This window comes from Achromobacter sp. JD417 (assembly GCF_041879325.1).
In the GTDB taxonomy this organism is placed as follows: domain Bacteria; phylum Pseudomonadota; class Gammaproteobacteria; order Burkholderiales; family Burkholderiaceae_B; genus Achromobacter; species Achromobacter mucicolens.
In genome coordinates this window covers 2,183,945-2,201,932 of record NZ_CP087159.1, presented here as the reverse complement: position 1 = coordinate 2,201,932, position 17,988 = coordinate 2,183,945, and the positions used below count along the sequence as shown (strand labels likewise).

Here is a 17,988-nt window from a genome sequence, read left to right as displayed (position 1 = left end):
CCGCTGGGCTGAACCCGCGGGACGCAAAAAAACCCGCCTGCGCAAAGCAGGCGGGTTTGTTCAGACCACCGGATCCAGCAGCCTCAAGCCGCCAGACGGCCTTCGATTTCGGTCTTGGTGGTGCGCAGTTCGTCGGGCAGGCCTTGCGACAGCTGGCCGAAGAGCTCGTGGTGCAGCGCCAGTTCTTCGCGCCAGGCGTTCTCGTCCACCGACATGACCTGCTCGAACTTGTCCGGGCTGAATTCCAGGCCGGTCCAGTCGATGTCCTGGTAGCTGGGCGACACGCCAAACACCTGGTCCACGCCCTTGGATTGGCCGTCGATGCGGCCCAGCATCCAGCGCAGCACACGCATGTTGTCGCCAAAGCCCGGCCAGACAAACTTGCCGTCCGGCCCCTTGCGGAACCAGTTCACGCAATAGATACGCGGCAGGGTCGCGCCGGCGGCTTCGAGCTGCTTGCCCAGATTGAGCCAGTGGCCGAAGTAGTCGCTCATGTTGTAGCCGCAGAACGGCAGCATGGCGAACGGGTCGCGGCGCACCACGCCTTGCTGGCCGGCGGCCGCGGCGGTGGTCTCGGAGCCCATCGTGGCGGCCATGTAGACGCCTTCGACCCAGTTGCGCGCTTCGGTGACGAGCGGCACGGTGGTGGAGCGGCGGCCGCCGAAGATGAACGCGTCGATGACCACGCCCTTGGGGTTTTCCCATTCGGGGTCGATGGACGGGCACTGCGAGGCGGGCGCGGTGAAGCGCGCGTTCGGGTGCGCGGCCTTGCGGCCGGTTTCGCGCGCGATCTCGGGCGTCCAGTCCTTGCCCTGCCAGTCGACCAGGTGCGCCGGCGCCGTGTCGGTCATGCCTTCCCACCAGACGTCGCCGTCGTCGGTCAGCGCGACGTTGGTGAAGATGACGTTGGCCTTGAGCGTGGCCATGGCGTTGAAGTTGGTCTGCTCGCTGGTGCCAGGGGCCACGCCAAAGTAGCCGGCCTCGGGGTTGATGGCATGCAGGCGGCCGTCCGGGCCGGGCTTGATCCAGGCGATGTCGTCGCCAATGGTGGTGACTTTCCAGCCGTCCATGCCTTGCGGCGGAATCAGCATGGCGAAATTGGTTTTGCCGCAGGCCGACGGGAAGGCGGCAGCGACGTGGTACTTGCGGCCCTTGGGCGAGGTCACGCCCAGGATCAGCATGTGTTCGGCCAACCAGCCCTGGTCGCGGCCCATCGTGGATGCGATGCGCAGGGCAAAGCACTTCTTGCCCAGCAGCGCGTTGCCGCCGTAGCCAGAGCCGTAGCTCCAGATTTCGCGGGTCTTGGGGAAGTGCACGATGTACTTGGTGGGGTTGCACGGCCAGGCCACGTCGGCCTCGCCCTCGGCCAGCGGCTTGCCAACCGAATGCAGGCAGGGCACGAAGTCGCCATCGGTGCCCAGCACGTCATACACCTGCTTGCCCATGCGCGTCATGATGCGCATGTTCACGGCCACGTACGGGCTGTCGGACAGTTCGACGCCGATGTGGGCGATGTCCGAACCCAGCGGGCCCATCGAGAACGGCACCACGTACAGCGTGCGGCCGCGCATGGCGCCGTCGAACAGGCCGTTCAGCGTGTCGCGCATTTCGGCCGGGTCGGCCCAGTTGTTGGTGGGGCCGGCGTCTTCGGCGCGGTCCGAGCAGATGAAGGTGCGGTCTTCAACCCGCGCCACGTCGGACGGGTCGGACCACGCCAGATAGGAATTGGGGCGCTTGGCGGGGTTGAGCCGGCGCATGGTGCCGGACTGGACCATCTGCTCGCACAGGCGGTCGTACTCTTCCTGCGAGCCATCGCACCACACGACGCGATCGGGCTTGGCCAGCGCGACGAAACTGGCAACCCAGTCGATCAGTCCGCGGTGCTTGACGTACGCGGGCACGTTCAAGGCTGCCAGTCCCCCGTCCAAAGGCTTATTCATTGGGGTTATCTCCATACTTTGGCTAAAGGTGATACGGCCCCAATTGAGTGGGGCCGTATCCAGTTTGCGCCATCATACTTGCAGCGCCGGGCAACCCGTCAACCCATCCACATGGAGGAGATTGTCACCGGGTGAGACGGCTCAGGCCGGGTAACCGGCGCGCAACTCCCGGCGGATAATCTTGCCCGTCGCGGTCGTCGGCAAACTGGTTACAAACCGGATCGCACGTGGGTATTCATGGGCGGCCAGCCGGGTGCGGACATGCGCCTGCAGCGCCTTGACCAGCGCCTCGTCGCCTTCGACGCCCTCTTTCAGCACCACATACGCCACCACGATTTCCGTGCGCTCGGCATCGGGCATGCCCACCACCGCCGCCATGCGCACGGCGGGATGCCCGAGCAGGCAGTCTTCGATGGGACCCGGACCAATCCGGTCGCCGGCGCTGGTAATGACGTCGTCGTTGCGGCCCACGAACCGGATGAAACCTTGCGCGTCACGCACGCCGATATCGCCGGTCAGAAGATAATCGCCGGCAAATTTTTCCGCTGTCGCCGCCGGGTTGTTCCAGTACCCCAGGAACATGACCGGATCCGGGCGCATTACGCCGATGTTGCCCTCTTGTCCATCGGCCAACTCGGCCCCGGTGTCATCCACAATAGCGACCCGGTGCCCGGGCGCGGCGCGGCCGATGGCGCCCAGGCAGGGGTCGAACAGCGACGAGCACGAGGACACGATCATGTTGCATTCGGTCTGGCCGTAGAACTCGTTGATGGTCACGCCCAGCACGCGGCGGCCCCAGTCGATGAGTTCCGCGCCCAGCGATTCGCCGCCGCTGGCCACCGAGCGCAGCGCGCGCGGCCCGGCGTCCCCGGGCCATTCGCAGCCGCGCATCATCTTGAGCGCGGTGGGCGGCAGGAAAGTGTGCGTGACGCCGTGGCGCGCCATGAGCTCCAGCGCCGAGGCGCCGTCGAATTTCTCGAACCGCCGCGCCAGCACCGGCACGCCGTGGTGCCACGACGGCAACAGCACATCCAGCAGCCCGCCGATCCATGCCCAGTCGGCCGGCGTCCACATCAGGACGGCGTTTTCCGGAAAGAACTCGTGCGACATCTCGACGCCGGGCAGATGGCCCAGCAGCACGCGGTGCGCATGCAGCGCGCCTTTGGGCTTGCCGGTGGTGCCCGAGGTGTAGATGATGACGGCCGGATCGTCGGCCGCCGTCGCCACGGGGTCGAACGCGTCAGCCTCCAGCGCCAGGCTTTGCTGGAACGGCAGCGCATTGACCGCGGCCGCCGGGTCTTCCATACCCCCGGCCTCGCCGTCGATGCAATAGATCACTTTCAGATCCGGCAGGCTGTCGCGGATCTCGAGCAGCTTGCGGCAGCCTTCGGCGTCTGTAACGAGCGCCGACGCCCCGCTGTTGGCCAGCCGGTACTGGATGGCGTCCACGCCAAACAGCGTGAAAAGCGGCACCGCCACCGCGCCCATCTTGTAGGCAGCGACATGGGCGATGGCGGTTTCGGGCGCCTGCGGCAGGTAGATGGCCACGCGGTCGCCACGGCGGATGCCGTAGCGCGCCAGGCTGTTGGCCAGCTGGTTCGACTGCGCCTTGATCTGGTCGAACGTGTAGCGCGTCTGCGCCCCATCGCTCTTTTCATAGATCAGCGCCAGCCGGCCGCTGCCGTCCGCCCACTTGTCGCACACGTCGACGCCGATGTTGTAGGCCGCGGGCACCTGCCACTGGAACGTGGACAGGACTTGCGCGTAGGAATCTGCTCGATGCAGCATGGTTGTCTCTTGATGATTATGGTTGTTGCCATGAAGGAGCCGCGGCGGCGGGTTGCATCCCGCCTTGCCACGGCGTTGACCCTCGCTCAATAATAGGCGCTCGCGCGGACGGCCAGGCAGGCCGCCCGCCCCTTTTTCGCCTTTTGCCTGCATGGAAAATAGCCCAGCCGTCCCGATGCGCCGCCCGCCGGCCAGCGCCAAGTCCGAGCAGCGCATCCGCGACATCCTGCGGGTCGCGCGCCAGGTGTTCTCCGAAGCGGGCTTCCAGGCGGCCACCACCACCGAGATCGCGCAGCGCCTGGGGGTTTCGGAAGCCACCGTCTTTACCTACTTCGGCGGCAAGCGCGAACTCTGCGTGCGGGTGATCAGCGACTGGTACGACGAAATCATCGCGCGGGTGGAAGACCATCTTCCGCATATCCACGGCACGCGGGCCCAACTGCATTACCTGGTCCATACGCACCTGCGCCATCTGCTGGCCGAGGGTCCCGGGCTGTGCGCGTTCATCCTGTCCGAAGGGCGCGCGCGCAATGACGACTTTGGCGAGATCTACGCCGGCCTGCAACGCCGCTACACCGCGCCCCTGATGCGCATCCTGGCCCAAGGCCAGGCCGATGGCGACATCCGCCAGGATATGCCGCTGCGGCTGCTGCGCTCGGCGGTCTACGGGCCGATGGAACACGTGCTGTGGGACGCGATGCTGCGCGGCACGGGCGTGGATGTGGCAGCCACCGCCGACCACCTGGTGGGCTTTCTGTGGCAGGCCTTGCAGCCGCCGCGCCAGGATGCGCTGGCGCTGGCGCAGTTCCGGGGCGAAGTCCAGAATGCGCTGCATCGCCTTCAATCTTCGGAAAACAGCGACGGCGGCACGTACTGAGGAAAGCCGTTGTAGGCCTGGCCGCGCTCGGCCGGCTGCAGGTTCCAGGAATGGCGCGCGTTGGGCACGCCGCCATCGACGCGGATGACGCTGCCATTGATGAACGCCGCCGCGGGCGACAACAGGAAAACGACCGCCGCGGCCAGCTCGGCCTCGGTGCCGAAACGCTGCAGCGGGACCTTGGTCTTCAGTTCGCGCAGCACGCCGCGGTAATGTTCGTCGTAGCTGTCCATGCCGCTGGAAGCGATCCAGCCCGGCGCCACCGCGTTCACGCGCACGCCGGCATGCGCCCACTCGCAGGCAGCGGTTTCGGTCAGGTTCCACACGCCCGCACGCGCCGCGCCGGAATGCCCCATCCCCGGCATGCCGCCCCAGATGTCGGCCAGCATGTTGACGATGGCGCCGCCGTGCTGGCGCATGTGCTGGGTATAGACCTCGCGCGAGACCAGAAACGTCCCGTGCAGGTTGTTTTGCACCACGGCATTCCAGCCGTTCAGGCTGATCCGGTCCAGCGGCGCGGGAAACTGCCCGCCCGCGCAATTGAATACGCCGTCCAGCCCGCCGTGCGCGGCCAGCGCATCGGCCACGGCGCCGCGAACGCCGGCCTCGTCGCGGATGTCGCACGCATGCTGGCTGATGCGGCTGGCGGCCTCGGGGTAGATGCCGGCGATTTCCTCGGCCACGGCGCGCAGCTTGTCGGGGTTGCGCCCCACCAGCGCCAGACCGGCGCCCAGCGCCGCCAGCTCATGCGCGGTGCATCGGCCCAGGCCGCTGCCGCCGCCGGTCACCATGATGGTCTTGCCGTCGAACAACCCCGGCCGGAATACCGATGCGTAACGCTGACCGGCGGACGCGCCGTCCTGATGCTGGCTCATGTCTGTCTCCGAATTTTTTGTTGAGGATAACTCAATATATCCAAACGAAGTATCGCGAAATCGCGCTTTTACCCATAGAATCAGCCAGACAAATGGCCACGCCGATTGAGCCATCATCAATAACACCGGAGACCGCGCATGACGCCGAACGCACCGCTGGACCTGGCCCTTGACGGCCCAATCGCCCGCCTGACGCTGAACCGCCCGGACATGCGCAACGCGTTCGACGAGACGCTGATCGCCGCGCTGACGGCAGCGGTCAAGGCGGCCGTGGAAGACTCTCGGGTCCGGGTCCTGCTGCTGACGGGTGCGGGCAAGGCGTTCTGCGCCGGCGGCGACCTGAACTGGATGCGCAAAATGGGCACGCTGACCGACGCGGACAACCGCCAGGACGCCACGCGGCTGGCGGACATGCTGCACGCGGTCTGGACCTGCCCCAAACCCATCGTCGCCTGCGTCAATGGCGACGCCTACGCGGGCGGCATGGGGCTGGTGGCCGCCTGCGACATGGCGGTGGCGGCGGACAGCGCGCACTTCTGCCTGTCCGAAACCCGACTGGGCCTGCTGCCCGCCACCATCAGCCCCTACGTGATCCGCGCCCTGGGCGAACGCGCGGCCAACCGGTATTTCCTGACCGCCGAACGTTTTGACGCCGCCACCGCGTTGCGGCTGGGGCTGGTGCACGAGGTGGTCCCCGCAGCGCTGGCGCTCGCGGCTGCCGAAGCGCTGTGCCGCACCTTGTGCGCCAATGGCCCGGGCGCCGTGCAGGCCAGCAAGCGGCTGGTGCGGGACTTCGCGGGCCAGCTGCTGAATGCAACCCTGATCGCCGACTCGGTCGAACGCATCGCGGCCATCCGCAGGACCGAGGAAGCGCGCGAAGGCGTGACCGCCTTCCTGGAAAAGCGCGAACCATCCTGGCGCAGAACGACGTAGGCGGCGGCCCGGCGCGCGGCGGCATGGACGCCATGGCATTGATGCCATAATCCAGGGCGATCTTCTGGAAGTCTCATGCCGCAAGCCACACCGCCCGCCTTTCCTCCCCTGAACGCCGAACGCCTCTGGGCGCGCGTCGACACCCTGTCCAAATTCACCCTGCCCGACGTGCCCTGGACGCGCCGCGCCTTTTCGCCGCTGTTCGATGACGCGCGCGCCTGGCTGCGCAGCGAGTTCGAAGCCGCGGGGCTGGCCACGCGTCTGGACGCGGGCGGCAACCTGGTCGGCACGCGCGCCGGGCGCGACGCCGCGCGCAAGCCGATCGCCACCGGCTCGCACTGCGACACCGTCATGAGCGGCGGCCGCTTCGACGGCATCATCGGTGTGCTGGCAGGCATCGAGGTCGCGCACACGATGCAGGAACACGGCATCACCCTCGACCATCCTTTCGAGGTCATCGACTTCCTGTCCGAGGAACCCAGCGACTACGGCATTTCCTGCGTGGGCAGCCGCGCGTTGTGCGGCCAGCTCAGCGCCGACATGCTGGCCGCGCGCAATCCGCAAGGCGAGACGCTGGCGCAGGGCATCGCCCGCATCGGCGGCAATCCGGCGGCGCTGAATGCGCCGCTGCGCCGCGCGGGCGAGACCGCCGCCTTCGTCGAACTGCACATCGAACAGGGCCCCGTGCTCGAGAGCCGCAACCTGCCGATCGGCGTGGTCACCAACATCGTCGGCATCCGCCGCGTGCAGATCGTGGTCGAGGGCCAACCCGATCACGCGGGCACCACGCCCATGGATATCCGGCGCGACGCGCTGGTGGGCGCGGCCCGCATCATCGACGCCGCCCACCGCCAGGCAAGCGCCGCCAGCGGCAATCCGCACTACGTCGTCGCCACGGTGGGCCGGCTGGCCATGACGCCCAATGCGGCCAATGCGGTGCCTGGCCGGGTCGAGATGACGCTGGAAATGCGCAGCGACAGCAACGCCGTGCTGGACGCCTTTCCGGAAACCCTGATGGCCGGCGTGGCGGACGACCTGAAGGCGCTGCGCCTGACCGCCGGTTTCACGCAGCTCAGCCGCGCGCAGCCCACGGACTGTTCGCCCCTGGTTATGGACGCCGTCAAGGCTGCCGCCGACCAGTTGGGCTATGCGTCGATGCGCCTGCCCAGCGGCGCCGGCCACGACGCCGTCTACATGGCGCCCACCGGCCCCATCGGCATGATCTTCATCCCCTGCCTGAACGGCCGCAGCCACTGCCCCGAAGAATGGATCGAACCGGCGCAACTGCTGGACGGCACCCGCGTGCTGTATCAGTCGGTGCTGGAACTGGATCGCGTGCTGCGCGGCGCTTGAGAGCCCTACACCATGGAACAGATAACCCTCAACGACAGCACCGCCGACCGCTACCTGCTGGACGCGCGCGGCCTGTCGCTCATCGTCTTTCACAGCCGCACCTGCGGCACCTGCCGCGTGGCGCGCGAGCAGCTTCCGGCTATTGAACTGCCGGTCGAGCGCATCTGCTGGATCGATGCCGGCGACAACCGCGGGCTGGTCGAGCGCTACGAGGTCTTCCATCTGCCGGCCATGTTCGTCGCCCGCGACGGCGCCTTCTACGGACCGGTGCAATCCACGCTGGCCGAATGGGACCTGCGCCAGCAGATCGGGCTGGCGCTGGACAGCTACCCCGCCGAACTGCCGTGAGCGTCGCCGCTGCAAGGCCGCAACGCCTTCCCCTGGACACGCTGGCCACCAGCGCCATGCTGGCGCTGTGCGTGTGCTGGGGCTTTCAGCAGATTGCCATCAAGCTGGTGGCCGATGACATCGCCCCCATCATGCAGATCGGGCTGCGCTCGACGTTCGCGGCCCTGGTGCTGGCGGTGGTGGTGTGGCGTTCAGAGCGCGGGCGCGCGTTCACCGACGGCACCATCCTGCCCGGCCTGATCGTGGGGTTGCTGTTCGCGGGCGAATTCCTGTTCGTCGCGCAGGGTCTGGTCTACACCACGGCCTCGCACATGGCGGTGTTTCTATACACCGCGCCTATCTTCGCGGCGCTCGGCTTGCACTGGCTGCTGCCCGAAGAGCGCCTCAAGCCGCTGCAATGGGCAGGCGTGGCGCTGGCCTTCTGCGGCATCGCGGTCGCGTTCCTGGTCAAGGGCGGCGAACCCGCCGTCCACGAGGGCGCCCGCAACATGCTTCTGGGCGACGCGATGGGGCTGGCAGCCGGGTTGCTGTGGGGCGCCACCACGGTCGCGATCCGCAAGACGGCGCTGTCCGAGGCCGCCCCCGCCAAGACACTGTTCTATCAGATGGCCGTGGCCGCGGTGGGGCTGCTGGCCTTCGCCGTGGCGACCGGCCATCACGGCATCCGCTATACCCAGGCCGCCGTGCTGAGCGTCGCCTTTCAGTCGGTGGTGGTGGCGCTGTCCAGCTACCTGGTCTGGTTCTGGCTGCTGCGCCGGTATCTTGCCTCGCGCCTGTCCATCCTGTCCTTCATGACGCCGCTCTTTGGCGTGAGCTTTGGCGTGCTGATCCTGGATGAGCCGCTGGATGCGGGATTCGTGATCGGCGCGGTGATGGTGCTGGCCGGCATCACGCTGGTCAGCGGCGCGGAAATGGTGCGGGAACGGCTGCGCAGGCGGCGCGGCGGCGCGCCTCGTGGTTGACTCAGGCCTCATGGTTGAACCGGCCATCATGGTTAACTCGGCTTTCACCCTGCGGTCCGGGCGGATATAACGGACGTTTGCCGCCCCGGACGCTTGCCGCCCCCCTCCCGGCGCGCGGCCACGGCCTGGAGTCCTCATGCAACCCTGGCACAGCGACAACCCCGCCCTGACCCGTGCGTTCGCGCCGGTCTTCGACGAACGCGACGACGCGAACCTGCCCATTGAAGGCGACCTGCCCGCCGGCCTGTCCGGCGTCTTCATGCGCAACGGCCCCAACCCGCAATTCGAACCGGGACCGGGCTACGCCTATCCCTACGACGGCACGGGCATGATCCACGCGCTCTACCTGGAAAGCGGCCGCGCGCGTTACCGCAACCGCTGGGTGCTGACCGCCGAACTTCAGGAAGAACGGGACGCGGGCCACCGCATTTACAACCCGACGTTCGGCCCGCCCCCGCAAGCCAACCTGGCCAACACCAACGTGCTGCGTCACGCCGGGCGGATCCACGCGCTGTACGAAGGCGGATGCCCCTACGAAGTGAACGACGCGCTGGGCACGCTGGGTCCCAATACGTTTCAGGGCAAGCTCACGGGCGCGTTTTCGGCGCATCCCAAGGTCGATCCGCTGACCGGAGAAATGCTGGCGATCAACTACGACCTCGTGGCCGGCACGCTGCAATACATGCGGCTGGACGCCGCCGGCCAAGTGGACCGCCAGGTGTCCTTCTCGTCCCCCTGGCCGGCGCTGGTCCACGACATCGGCCTGACCGCCACCCACGTGGTCGCATTCGTCTGCCCGCTGGTGTTCGACTTCAGCCGCGGACCCGCGGCGCCGGCCTGGGAGCCGCAACGCGGCACGCACGTGCTGCTCGTGCCGCGCGACTGCAACGACGCGGCGCAGATCCGGTGGATCGAAGCCGCCCCCTTCTTCAACTGGCACGTCGCCAATGCCTGCGTGGACGGCAACGTGATCGAGGCGGTGCTGCCCTGGCACGACGGCTACGGACCCAGCTCGCGCAAGCGGCTCGAAATGCACCGGCTGCGCATCGATCTGGACAGCGGACGCGTGGACGATCAGATGCTGGACGATCAACCCTGCGAGTTCGGCCGGGTCAACGATGCGTGGCTCGGGCGGCGCGCCCGCTTCTGCTATGCCGGCCTGCGCGACCCGCGTCCGGGTGAAACGCCGCAGCCCGGCGCCTTCGAAGCCTTTGCCCGTTACGACCTGCAGACGGGTGAAAAGTCCGTGTTCCGGCTGCCCGCCGGCCAGACCGCGTGCGAACCGGTGTTTGCGGCCGACCCGGCCGGCGCGGGTGAAGCGGACGGCTACATCCTGAGCTTCGTGCATGCGGAAAACGACACCGGGGGCCGGTTCATCGTGCTGGACGCCCGCGACCTGGCCGCCGGTCCTGTCGCGCAGGTTCGCCTGCCGCGCCGCGTGCCCGCCGGGCTGCACGGCACGTGGATGCCGTCGCCGCCCGAGGGCGCCGGTCAGGCGCGCCGCTGACCCAGGTTCAGGACGATCAGCCCCGCCCCGGCCATGACGAAGGCAAAGCCCCACCAGTCCGCCGGGGCAGGCCGGTCGCCCACCAGCGCCATCGCGCCCAGCACTCCCACGACCGGCACCATCAGCGTGGTCAGCGCCGCGACGGTGGCGCTGACGCGTTCGCTCAGCACGAACCACAGCCAGTACGCGACCGCGGTGCCCAGGATGATGTGAAACGAGAGCGCGCCCGCGACGCTGGCGGTCCAGCCGTGCGTGGGGAAGGACTCGCCGGCGATCAGCGCGCCGGCCAATGCGCAACTGGCGCCGACGACGAGCTGCCACGCGGTGATGACGATGCGGTCACCCGCGACGGGCCAGCGCTTGAGATACACGGTGCCGGCCGCCCACCCGAACGCCGCCACCAGCGGAAACACCAGCCCCTTGGCAGCGGCCACGTCGCTGCCGGCAAACACCGCCTGCAACACCGGCCAGGCCAGCACCGCCACCCCGCAAGCGCCCAGCAGCAGCGCCAGCCCCCGGCGGCGATCCAGGCGTTCGCCCAGCACCAGCCACGCAAGCAGCGCCGACATCATCGGCATCGTGAAGGTCAGCACCGCCGCCCGCGACGTGCTGGTGCTGAGCTGCGCCCAGGCCACGGCCAGGTTGAAGACGGCCACGGCCAGGACGCCGCCCACCACGATCCCGGGCCACGCGCTGCGCGGCGGCAACAGCGGCAAGCGTTTGGCGCCCGCCAGCAGCAATAGCAGCAGCGCGCCGCTGCCCAGGCCGAGCACGCGCAACGTGAACGGCGGGAAGATGGACAGGATGATCTTCACCGCCGGCCAGTTCAGCCCCCAGAAAAGGGCCAGTGCCACCGGAATCAGGCGCACGCGGCCGGGTCTCCTGCGCCGTTGCCCCGCCGATTGCCGGCCACATCGTTGGCCGCGCCGGCGGCCGCTTCGGCCGCGATCAGCGTAGCCAGGCCCTGGCGTTGCTTGCCCTCGGCGTCGAAGTTGTCCGGGCTGAGCCAGCGCTCGTAGGCCGCGCGCCGCGCGGGCCATTCGCTGTCGATGATCGAGAACCACGCCGTGTCGCGGCTACGGCCCTTGTAGACAGTGGCCTGCCGGAAGATCCCTTCAAAGGTGAAGCCCAGCCGCAGCGCGGCAGCGCGCGACGGCGCGTTCAGGCTGTCGCACTTCCATTCATAGCGGCGGTAGCCCAGCTCGTCGAAGGCGCGGCGCATCAGCAGGAACTGCGCTTCGGTGGCAATGCGGGTGCGTTTGAGCTGGCGCGAATAGGACACGAAGCCGACCTCGATGACGCCGTTGGGCGCGTCGATGCGCATCAGCGCCAGCGTGCCGACGGCGCGGCCCGTGGCCAGGTCGATGATGGCGTGATGCATGGGGTCCGGGCTGGACTGCGCGGCTTCGGCGAACGTCCGGTAGGCGGCCTCGTCCGCGAAGGGGCCGACGCCCATGTAGGTCCAGTCGCTGTCGTCGGGCGCCTGGCTGAAGGCCTGGTACAGGTCCGCCGCGTGGCGCTCGGCCGACAGCGGCTCCAGACGGCAATAGCGGCCGACGGCGGGCGCGAGCGGCGGACGCCGACGCGTCGTCCAGCCGGGCAGCGCCGGGCCGATGGGTTGCTGGAAATCGTTGGTGCGCGGTTGCATGCGGGCGGGGCCTCGGCGATCGGTTCAGGGCGCGCCGCCGACGGTGGCGGGCGCAACACCCAGGGCCTCACGATATCGGAACCGTGGCATCATAAAAAGCGCCACGAACCGGGAATTTAATAGGGCCATGACCGACTCTACCTTGGGCGACGCCGCCAATGCTTCACTGCTGTCCAGTCCGCTTGCGCGCGGTCCGGGTTCGCTGCCGCGCCAGCGCCAGCTCATCCAGCGGCTCAAGCAGGCCATCCTGGCGGGCCAGCTTCCGGCAGGCGGCAAGCTGCCGTCGTCCCGCGCACTGTCCGAGGACCTGGCCATCTCGCGCAACACGGTGCTGATCGCGTACGAGCAACTGACGGCCGAGGGCTACGTGATCGCCGATCGCCAGGGCACGCGCGTGGCGCCGCTGTCGGCCGCGGCCCGCCACGCCGCCCGCCAGGCCGTGCCCAGCCCCACACAGGCCCCGGCGACCGCCCGGCGCCTGGCCCGCATCGTCTCCACACGCCATGCCGCGGACGCCACGCTGCCGATGACGCCCGGCACGCCCGCGCTGACCCAATTCCCGCTGAATGCCTGGCGCCGCGCGCAGGACCGCGCGCTGCAGGCCGCCCCGGCCGCCGCGCTGGGCTATGGCGATCCGGCCGGCGAGCCCGCGCTGCGCGAGGCCATCGCCCAATACCTGCGCGTATCGCGCGGCGTGCATTGCGACGCTTCGCGCATCGTCATCACGGAAGGCGCGCAGGGCGGGCTGGCGCTGTGCGTGCAACTGCTGACCAATCCCGGCGACACTGCCTGGCTGGAAGACCCGGGCTATCGCGGCGCCAAGGCCGCCTTTCATGCGGGCGATCTGAATGTCGTGGCGATGCGTGTGGATGCCGATGGCATCGTCATCCCGGAAAGCGCCTGGGCGCGCCAGCCGCCCCGCCTGATCCAGACGACGCCTTCGCATCAGTACCCCACCGGCGCAGTGCTGTCGCTGACGCGCCGGCTCGACCTGCTGGAACGCGCGCGGCGCGCGCACGCGTGGATCATCGAAGACGACTACGACAGCGAATTCCGCCATCAGGGCGAACCGATCGCCGCCATGCAGGGCCTGCTGCCGGACGCCCCGGTGCTGTACGTGGGCACATTCAGCAAGACCATGTTCCCTGCCCTGCGCCTGGGCTTTCTGGTGCTGCCCGAGGCTATCGCGCGCGAGGCCATGCCGTCCATCATCGAAATGCAGCGCGGCGGCCACCGGCTGGAGCAGCTCACCATGGCGGCCTTCATCGAAAACGGCCAGTTCTCGCGCCACCTGGGCCGCATGCGGCGGCTGTACCGCGAACGCCAGTCGGCGCTGCGCGAAGCGCTGGCGCAGCATCTGGGGATCGAACACGAGGTGCTGGGCGGACACTGCGGATTGCATCTGACCGTGCGGCTGCCGTCCGAATATGCGGATACGGCCATCGTGGCCGAAGCGCGCAAGCTGGGCATGAATCCCGGCGCGCTGTCTTCGTTCGCGCTCACGCCGCGCCCCGAGGACAATGGTCTGGTGATCGGCTATGGCAACACCGGCGCGGAACGATTTCCAGCGATGGTGCGGCGGTTGCGAGAGGTTGCCCAAGCGGTGGCAAAGGCGGTGCCGCGGGCCCGCTAGTCCACCAGCCCGCCCAGCACCAGCAGCGTCATGAACAGCCAGAAAAGGAACCCCAGAATCGAGCGCCGCAGCAGCGCCTTGACCGCGCCCCACAGGAACATGAGGCCCAGCGCCAGCAGCACCAGATTGAAGATCGACGGGCTCATGCCCATCGCGCCGGCCAGGCCGGCGTAGAAGTCCGCCAGCGCGCCGCCCAGGCCGCCCAAGAGCCATTTGATTCCTGCAACGATGGCGCGCAGGCCCTCGCCGAGCATGCCGCCCAGCGTCGCGAAAAATCCGTCCTGGGCCGGCATCAGCGTCGCGTATCCACAAGCATGCGCACCGCCAGGCCGGCCAGCACCGTGCCCATCAGCCAGCGCTGCACCACCATCCACAGCGGGCGGCCCGCCAGGAAACCGGCAATGGAACCCGCCGTGATCGCGATCAGCGCGTTCACGGACAGGCTGATCACGACCTGCGTCATGCCCAGCGCCAGCGACTGGGTGAAGACGCTGCCGTGTTCGGGCTGGATGAACTGCGGTAGCAGCGACACATACATGACCGCGATCTTGGGATTGAGCAGATTGGTCAGGAGACCCATCGTGAACAATTGCCGCGGGCTGCTTTTGGGCAGGTCATGCACCTGAAACGGTGACCGGCCGCCCGGGCGGATCGCCTGCCACGCCATGTAGAGCAGGTAGAGCGCCCCGCCGATGCGCAGCGCGTCGTAGGCGTAGGGCACGGCCATCAGCAAGGCGGTGATGCCGAACGCCGCACAGGCGACGTAGAAGATGAACCCGACCGCCACGCCCCCCAGCGAAATCAGGCCAGCCTGCGGCCCTTGCGAGATGGAGCGGGACACCAGGTAGATCATGTTGGGGCCGGGTGTGAGCACCATGCCCAGCGCTACCAGGGCGAAAGTCAGCAGATGTGTCAGGTCGGGCATGGGAAGCCGGCGTGCGCCGGACAAAAGTCGGATCGTGAATGCACACCTTAGCCGAAAACTGTACCGGAACAGCGGAATTTTCCGATGGGGTTGGCGGCTAGTCGCGCCGGCGATACAGTGGACCGCTCGACCCCTTTTGTGGAGCGCAGTCCATGCCGAAACGTCATCCGTCCCCGGCAGACCGGGCCGCCGCGATCCGCGTTGGCATCGGCGGCTGGACCTTCGAGCCGTGGCGCGGCGGCGTCTTCTATCCCGACGACCTGCCGCACGCGCGCGAACTGGAATACGCCAGCCGGCAGGTCACGGCCATCGAGATCAACGGCACCTACTACGGCACGCAAAAGCCCGCCACGTTTGCCAAGTGGCGCGACGAAACGCCCGAGGATTTTGTGTTCTCGCTCAAGGCGTCGCGCTATTGCACCAACCGGCGCGAGCTGTCGGGCGCGGGGGACTCGATCGATCGCTTCATTAAAAGCGGCATCGCCGAATTGGGCGCGAAGCTCGGCCCCATCGTGTGGCAGTTTGCCCCGACCAAGCAGTTCGATCCAAAGGACTTCGGGGCCTTCCTGGAATTGCTGCCGGACAAGGTGGACGGACTGCCCTTGCGGCATGCGCTGGACGTGCGTCATGCCAGCTTTGCCTGCGAGGAATATCTGGACCTGGCGCGCCGCCATCGCGCAGCGACCGTCTACACCGACAGCGATGAGTTTCCCGCCATTGCCGACCGGACGGGCGACTTTGTGTACGCGCGGCTGATGCGCGCCAGCACCCGGTACAAGGCCGGGTATGCGCCCAAGGCGCTGGACGCCTGGGCAGAGCGCCTGCAAGCCTGGTCGCGCGGCGACCATCCGGACGACCTGCCGCGCATCGGCGCGCCGGCCAAACGTGCCAAACCTGCCAAGGCTGCCAAGGTTCAGGACGTCTTTGCGTACTTCATCAATGGGGCAAAAGAACGCGCGCCGGCGGCGGCGCGCGTCATGATCGAACGCCTGTAGCGTCAGGCGTTGGCGCGTCTTACTGCGCGACGGGCGTGCGCATCGTGACGAACTCTTCGGCCGCCGTGGGATGGATGCCGATGGTGTCGTCGAAGACGGCCTTGGTTGCGCCCGCCTTCAGCGCCACGGCAAGCCCCTGCACGATCTCGCCGGCCTCCGGGCCCACCATGTGCACGCCCAGCACGCGATCGGTCTGCGCGTCGACGATCACCTTCATCAGCGTGCGTTCCTGCGACTCGGTCAGCGTCAGCTTCATGGGCCGGAAGCGGCTTTCGAAAAGCCGCAGCTCGTACCCGGCGTCGCGCGCCTCTTCGGTGGTCAGGCCCACGGTGCCGATGTTCGGCAGGCTGAACACGGCGGTGGGGATCAGCTTGTAGTCGACCTTGCGATACTCCTGCGGGCGGAACAGCCGGCGCGCCACGGCCATGCCTTCGGCCAGCGCCACCGGGGTAAGCGGCACGCGGCCGATCACGTCGCCGATGGCCAGGATGGAAGGTTCCGCGGTGCGGTATTCGTCGTCCACGTCAATGAAGCCGTCCTCGCGCAGCTTCACGCCGGTGTTCTCCAGCCCCAGGTTGTCCAGCATCGGACGGCGACCCGTGGCGTAGAACACGCAATCGGTCTCGATGACGGAGCCGTCCTTGCAGGTGGCGGCCAGCGAGCCGTCCGCGCGCTTGTCGATGCGGGCGACCTCGGTGTTCATGCGCAGGTCGATGCCCTTCTTGACCAGTTCGTCGCGCAGGTGCTCGCGCACGCCCAGGTCAAAGCCGCGCAGGAACAGCGGACCGCGGTAGGACTGGATGGTCTGCGCGCCCATGCCATTGAAGATGGACGCGAATTCCACGGCGATGTAGCCGCCGCCCACGACCAGCACGCGGCGCGGCAGGTCTTTCAGGAAGAAGGCCTCGTTGGACGTGATGGCGTGTTCCTTGCCCGGAATGTCGGGCACCTGCGGCCAGCCGCCGGTGGCGACCAGGATGTGCGCGGCGCTGTAGGTCTTGCCGTTGATGTCGACCGTGCTCGGGTCGACGATGCGCGCGTGGCCTTCGAGCAGCGTCACGCCGCTGTTGACCAGCAGATTGCGGTAGATGCCGTTCAGGCGTTCGATCTCGCGGTTCTTGTTGGCGATCAGCGTGGGCCAGTCGAACTTCGGCGCGTCCGCGGTCCAGCCAAAGCCATGCGCCTGTTCGAAGTCTTCGCTGTAGTGCGCGCCGTAGACCAGCAGCTTCTTGGGCACGCAGCCCACGTTGACACACGTGCCGCCCAGGTAGCGGCTTTCGGCCACGGCCACGCGCGCGCCGAAGCTGGCCGAAAAACGGGCTGCGCGCACGCCGCCCGAGCCCGCGCCAATCACAAACAGGTCAAAGTCAAATGCCATGGGGTTTCCTTCGCGCGGCCAGGCGGCCGGCGTTCACTGTCCGGGAAAGCTGTATTTAACACCACCGCGTCGCGGACTGCCGGGTCTCGGATGCCGGCCGCCCTGGTTCTCAGGCCACGCCGGTTGGGATACATTGGCCGCAGCCGGCCCCACGCGCCGGTCCCTCTTGCGGAGTTCCTTCCATGTCTCTCGAAACCTGGCTGGCCTTCCTGGGCGCCTCGGCCCTGCTTGTCATGCTGCCCGGCCCCACCATCCTGACCGTGATCAGCTATTCGCTTACCCACGGCAAGCGCGCCCGCCTGCCGCTGGTGCTGGCCGTGGCGCTGGGCGATTCGACCGCCCTGGTGCTGTCGCTGCTGGGCCTGGGCGCGCTGCTGGCCGCGTCCGCCTTCTGGTTCACGGTGGTCAAGACCGTCGGCGGCCTGTATCTGCTGTATCTGGGTTACCGGCTGCTGCGCGCCGGCGTGTCGCCGGCCACGCTGCCCGCCGCCAAGCCGGTGGGTTCGCGCTGGAAGCTCTTTGCCAACACGTATCTGGTGACCGCGCTGAACCCCAAGGGCATGATCTTCTTCGTGGCCTTCCTGCCGCAGTTCATCGATCCGGCGGGGGATGTGACGCGGCAGTTGTGGATGCTGTCGGCCACCTTTGTGGCCTGCGCGGGCATCAATGCCGCAGCCTACGCCATCTTTGCGGGCTCGGCCCGGCGGATGCTGGTGTCGCCGCGCGCGCAGCGCGGCTTCAACCTGGGCGGCGGCGCGCTGATGTCGGCCGCTGGCGTGTGGGCCTTGCTGGCCCGCCGCGTGTAGCGGCGCGCGCCGCCAGCCAT

Annotated in this window: 17 protein-coding genes; 9 read left to right on the top strand and 8 right to left on the bottom strand. The window is 68.1% G+C overall.

Features of this window, described 5'->3' with window-relative positions; translation table 11 throughout:
- Positions 1-83: 83 nt before the first annotated feature.
- Positions 84-1,940, bottom strand: a complete 1,857-nt coding sequence (locus LN047_RS10120; RefSeq protein WP_253857101.1) for a phosphoenolpyruvate carboxykinase (GTP) — start codon at positions 1,938-1,940, stop codon at positions 84-86.
- Positions 1,941-2,081: 141 nt separating this feature from the next.
- Positions 2,082-3,728: an AMP-binding protein gene (locus tag LN047_RS10115; RefSeq protein WP_373981663.1), complete on the bottom strand. Its 1,647-nt coding sequence runs from the start codon at positions 3,726-3,728 to the stop codon at positions 2,082-2,084.
- A 151-nt stretch (positions 3,729-3,879) separates the two neighbouring features.
- On the opposite strand from LN047_RS10115, the gene LN047_RS10110 reads away from it, so the two are divergent.
- A complete protein-coding gene (locus tag LN047_RS10110; protein WP_056316137.1) occupies positions 3,880-4,605 on the top strand; it encodes a TetR/AcrR family transcriptional regulator in 726 nt (241 codons plus the stop codon).
- On the opposite strand, the gene LN047_RS10105 is transcribed toward LN047_RS10110, so the two are convergent.
- Positions 4,569-5,480, bottom strand: coding sequence for an SDR family oxidoreductase (locus tag LN047_RS10105; RefSeq protein ID WP_373981662.1), 912 nt, complete (start codon positions 5,478-5,480; stop codon positions 4,569-4,571). The two genes, LN047_RS10110 and LN047_RS10105, sit on opposite strands and share 37 nt — an antisense overlap.
- Before the next feature lie 138 nt (positions 5,481-5,618).
- Between LN047_RS10105 and LN047_RS10100 the strand changes: the two genes are divergently transcribed.
- The 5 genes from LN047_RS10100 (at position 5,619) to LN047_RS10080 (ending at position 10,583) form a co-directional block, all read left to right on the top strand.
- Positions 5,619-6,413 (top strand): enoyl-CoA hydratase/isomerase family protein, encoded by a 795-nt coding sequence (locus LN047_RS10100; protein WP_373981661.1) that lies wholly within the window; start codon positions 5,619-5,621, stop codon positions 6,411-6,413.
- A 75-nt stretch (positions 6,414-6,488) separates the two neighbouring features.
- Positions 6,489-7,766 (top strand): Zn-dependent hydrolase, encoded by a 1,278-nt coding sequence (locus tag LN047_RS10095; protein WP_373981660.1) that lies wholly within the window; start codon positions 6,489-6,491, stop codon positions 7,764-7,766.
- A 12-nt stretch (positions 7,767-7,778) separates the two neighbouring features.
- On the top strand, positions 7,779-8,114 hold the full coding sequence (locus tag LN047_RS10090) for a thioredoxin family protein (RefSeq protein WP_373981659.1): 336 nt from the start codon (positions 7,779-7,781) through the stop codon (positions 8,112-8,114).
- 56 nt (positions 8,115-8,170) lie between these two features.
- On the top strand, positions 8,171-9,076 hold the full coding sequence (locus tag LN047_RS10085; RefSeq protein WP_063954742.1) for a DMT family transporter: 906 nt from the start codon (positions 8,171-8,173) through the stop codon (positions 9,074-9,076).
- 136 nt (positions 9,077-9,212) lie between these two features.
- The gene (locus LN047_RS10080) at positions 9,213-10,583 is read left to right on the top strand and encodes a carotenoid oxygenase family protein (RefSeq protein WP_373981658.1); all 1,371 of its coding nucleotides are present in this window, start codon (positions 9,213-9,215) and stop codon (positions 10,581-10,583) included.
- Here the strand turns inward: LN047_RS10080 and LN047_RS10075 are convergent.
- The gene (locus LN047_RS10075) at positions 10,568-11,452 is read right to left on the bottom strand and encodes a DMT family transporter (RefSeq protein ID WP_373981657.1); all 885 of its coding nucleotides are present in this window, start codon (positions 11,450-11,452) and stop codon (positions 10,568-10,570) included. The genes LN047_RS10080 and LN047_RS10075 overlap by 16 nt on opposite strands.
- Complete coding sequence (locus LN047_RS10070; protein WP_373981656.1) at positions 11,443-12,231, bottom strand: GNAT family N-acetyltransferase; 789 nt, start codon at positions 12,229-12,231, stop codon at positions 11,443-11,445. Before LN047_RS10070 ends, LN047_RS10075 begins: the two co-directional genes overlap by 10 nt.
- Before the next feature lie 127 nt (positions 12,232-12,358).
- On the opposite strand from LN047_RS10070, the gene LN047_RS10065 reads away from it, so the two are divergent.
- A complete protein-coding gene (locus tag LN047_RS10065; protein ID WP_373981655.1) occupies positions 12,359-13,864 on the top strand; it encodes a PLP-dependent aminotransferase family protein in 1,506 nt (501 codons plus the stop codon).
- Here the strand turns inward: LN047_RS10065 and LN047_RS10060 are convergent.
- A complete protein-coding gene (locus LN047_RS10060) occupies positions 13,861-14,157 on the bottom strand; it encodes a hypothetical protein (protein ID WP_056316115.1) in 297 nt (98 codons plus the stop codon). The genes LN047_RS10065 and LN047_RS10060 overlap by 4 nt on opposite strands.
- The gene (locus LN047_RS10055) at positions 14,157-14,789 is read right to left on the bottom strand and encodes a LysE family translocator (RefSeq protein WP_373981654.1); all 633 of its coding nucleotides are present in this window, start codon (positions 14,787-14,789) and stop codon (positions 14,157-14,159) included. Before LN047_RS10055 ends, LN047_RS10060 begins: the two co-directional genes overlap by 1 nt.
- 152 nt (positions 14,790-14,941) lie before the next feature.
- On the opposite strand from LN047_RS10055, the gene LN047_RS10050 reads away from it, so the two are divergent.
- Positions 14,942-15,784 carry a DUF72 domain-containing protein gene (locus LN047_RS10050; protein ID WP_373981653.1) on the top strand — a complete coding sequence of 281 codons (843 nt, stop codon included), beginning with the start codon at positions 14,942-14,944 and terminating at the stop codon, positions 15,782-15,784.
- A 19-nt stretch (positions 15,785-15,803) separates the two neighbouring features.
- Here LN047_RS10050 and gorA read toward each other — a convergent pair whose 3' ends face one another.
- Entirely contained in the window at positions 15,804-17,162 is a 1,359-nt protein-coding gene (gene gorA, locus LN047_RS10045; RefSeq protein ID WP_373981652.1) for a glutathione-disulfide reductase, read from the bottom strand.
- Positions 17,163-17,344: 182 nt separating this feature from the next.
- Here gorA and LN047_RS10040 point away from each other — a divergent pair, with 182 nt between their 5' ends.
- The gene (locus LN047_RS10040; protein ID WP_108696702.1) at positions 17,345-17,968 is read left to right on the top strand and encodes a LysE family translocator; all 624 of its coding nucleotides are present in this window, start codon (positions 17,345-17,347) and stop codon (positions 17,966-17,968) included.
- Positions 17,969-17,988: the final 20 nt, after the last annotated feature.

What these genes read in the sequence shown, in the direction of transcription:
- LN047_RS10120 (WP_253857101.1), bottom strand. Translation starts at nt 1,940, where the DNA reads ATGAATAAGCCTTTGGACGGGGGACTGGCAGCCTTGAACGTGCCCGCG.
- LN047_RS10115 (WP_373981663.1), bottom strand. Translation starts at nt 3,728, where the DNA reads ATGCTGCATCGAGCAGATTCCTACGCGCAAGTCCTGTCCACGTTCCAG.
- LN047_RS10110 (WP_056316137.1), top strand. Translation starts at nt 3,880, where the DNA reads ATGGAAAATAGCCCAGCCGTCCCGATGCGCCGCCCGCCGGCCAGCGCC.
- LN047_RS10105 (WP_373981662.1), bottom strand. Translation starts at nt 5,480, where the DNA reads ATGAGCCAGCATCAGGACGGCGCGTCCGCCGGTCAGCGTTACGCATCG.
- LN047_RS10100 (WP_373981661.1), top strand. Translation starts at nt 5,619, where the DNA reads ATGACGCCGAACGCACCGCTGGACCTGGCCCTTGACGGCCCAATCGCC.
- LN047_RS10095 (WP_373981660.1), top strand. Translation starts at nt 6,489, where the DNA reads ATGCCGCAAGCCACACCGCCCGCCTTTCCTCCCCTGAACGCCGAACGC.
- LN047_RS10090 (WP_373981659.1), top strand. Translation starts at nt 7,779, where the DNA reads ATGGAACAGATAACCCTCAACGACAGCACCGCCGACCGCTACCTGCTG.
- LN047_RS10085 (WP_063954742.1), top strand. Translation starts at nt 8,171, where the DNA reads ATGCTGGCGCTGTGCGTGTGCTGGGGCTTTCAGCAGATTGCCATCAAG.
- LN047_RS10080 (WP_373981658.1), top strand. Translation starts at nt 9,213, where the DNA reads ATGCAACCCTGGCACAGCGACAACCCCGCCCTGACCCGTGCGTTCGCG.
- LN047_RS10070 (WP_373981656.1), bottom strand. Translation starts at nt 12,231, where the DNA reads ATGCAACCGCGCACCAACGATTTCCAGCAACCCATCGGCCCGGCGCTG.
- LN047_RS10065 (WP_373981655.1), top strand. Translation starts at nt 12,359, where the DNA reads ATGACCGACTCTACCTTGGGCGACGCCGCCAATGCTTCACTGCTGTCC.
- LN047_RS10060 (WP_056316115.1), bottom strand. Translation starts at nt 14,157, where the DNA reads ATGCCGGCCCAGGACGGATTTTTCGCGACGCTGGGCGGCATGCTCGGC.
- LN047_RS10055 (WP_373981654.1), bottom strand. Translation starts at nt 14,789, where the DNA reads ATGCCCGACCTGACACATCTGCTGACTTTCGCCCTGGTAGCGCTGGGC.
- LN047_RS10050 (WP_373981653.1), top strand. Translation starts at nt 14,942, where the DNA reads ATGCCGAAACGTCATCCGTCCCCGGCAGACCGGGCCGCCGCGATCCGC.
- gorA (WP_373981652.1), bottom strand. Translation starts at nt 17,162, where the DNA reads ATGGCATTTGACTTTGACCTGTTTGTGATTGGCGCGGGCTCGGGCGGC.
- LN047_RS10040 (WP_108696702.1), top strand. Translation starts at nt 17,345, where the DNA reads ATGTCTCTCGAAACCTGGCTGGCCTTCCTGGGCGCCTCGGCCCTGCTT.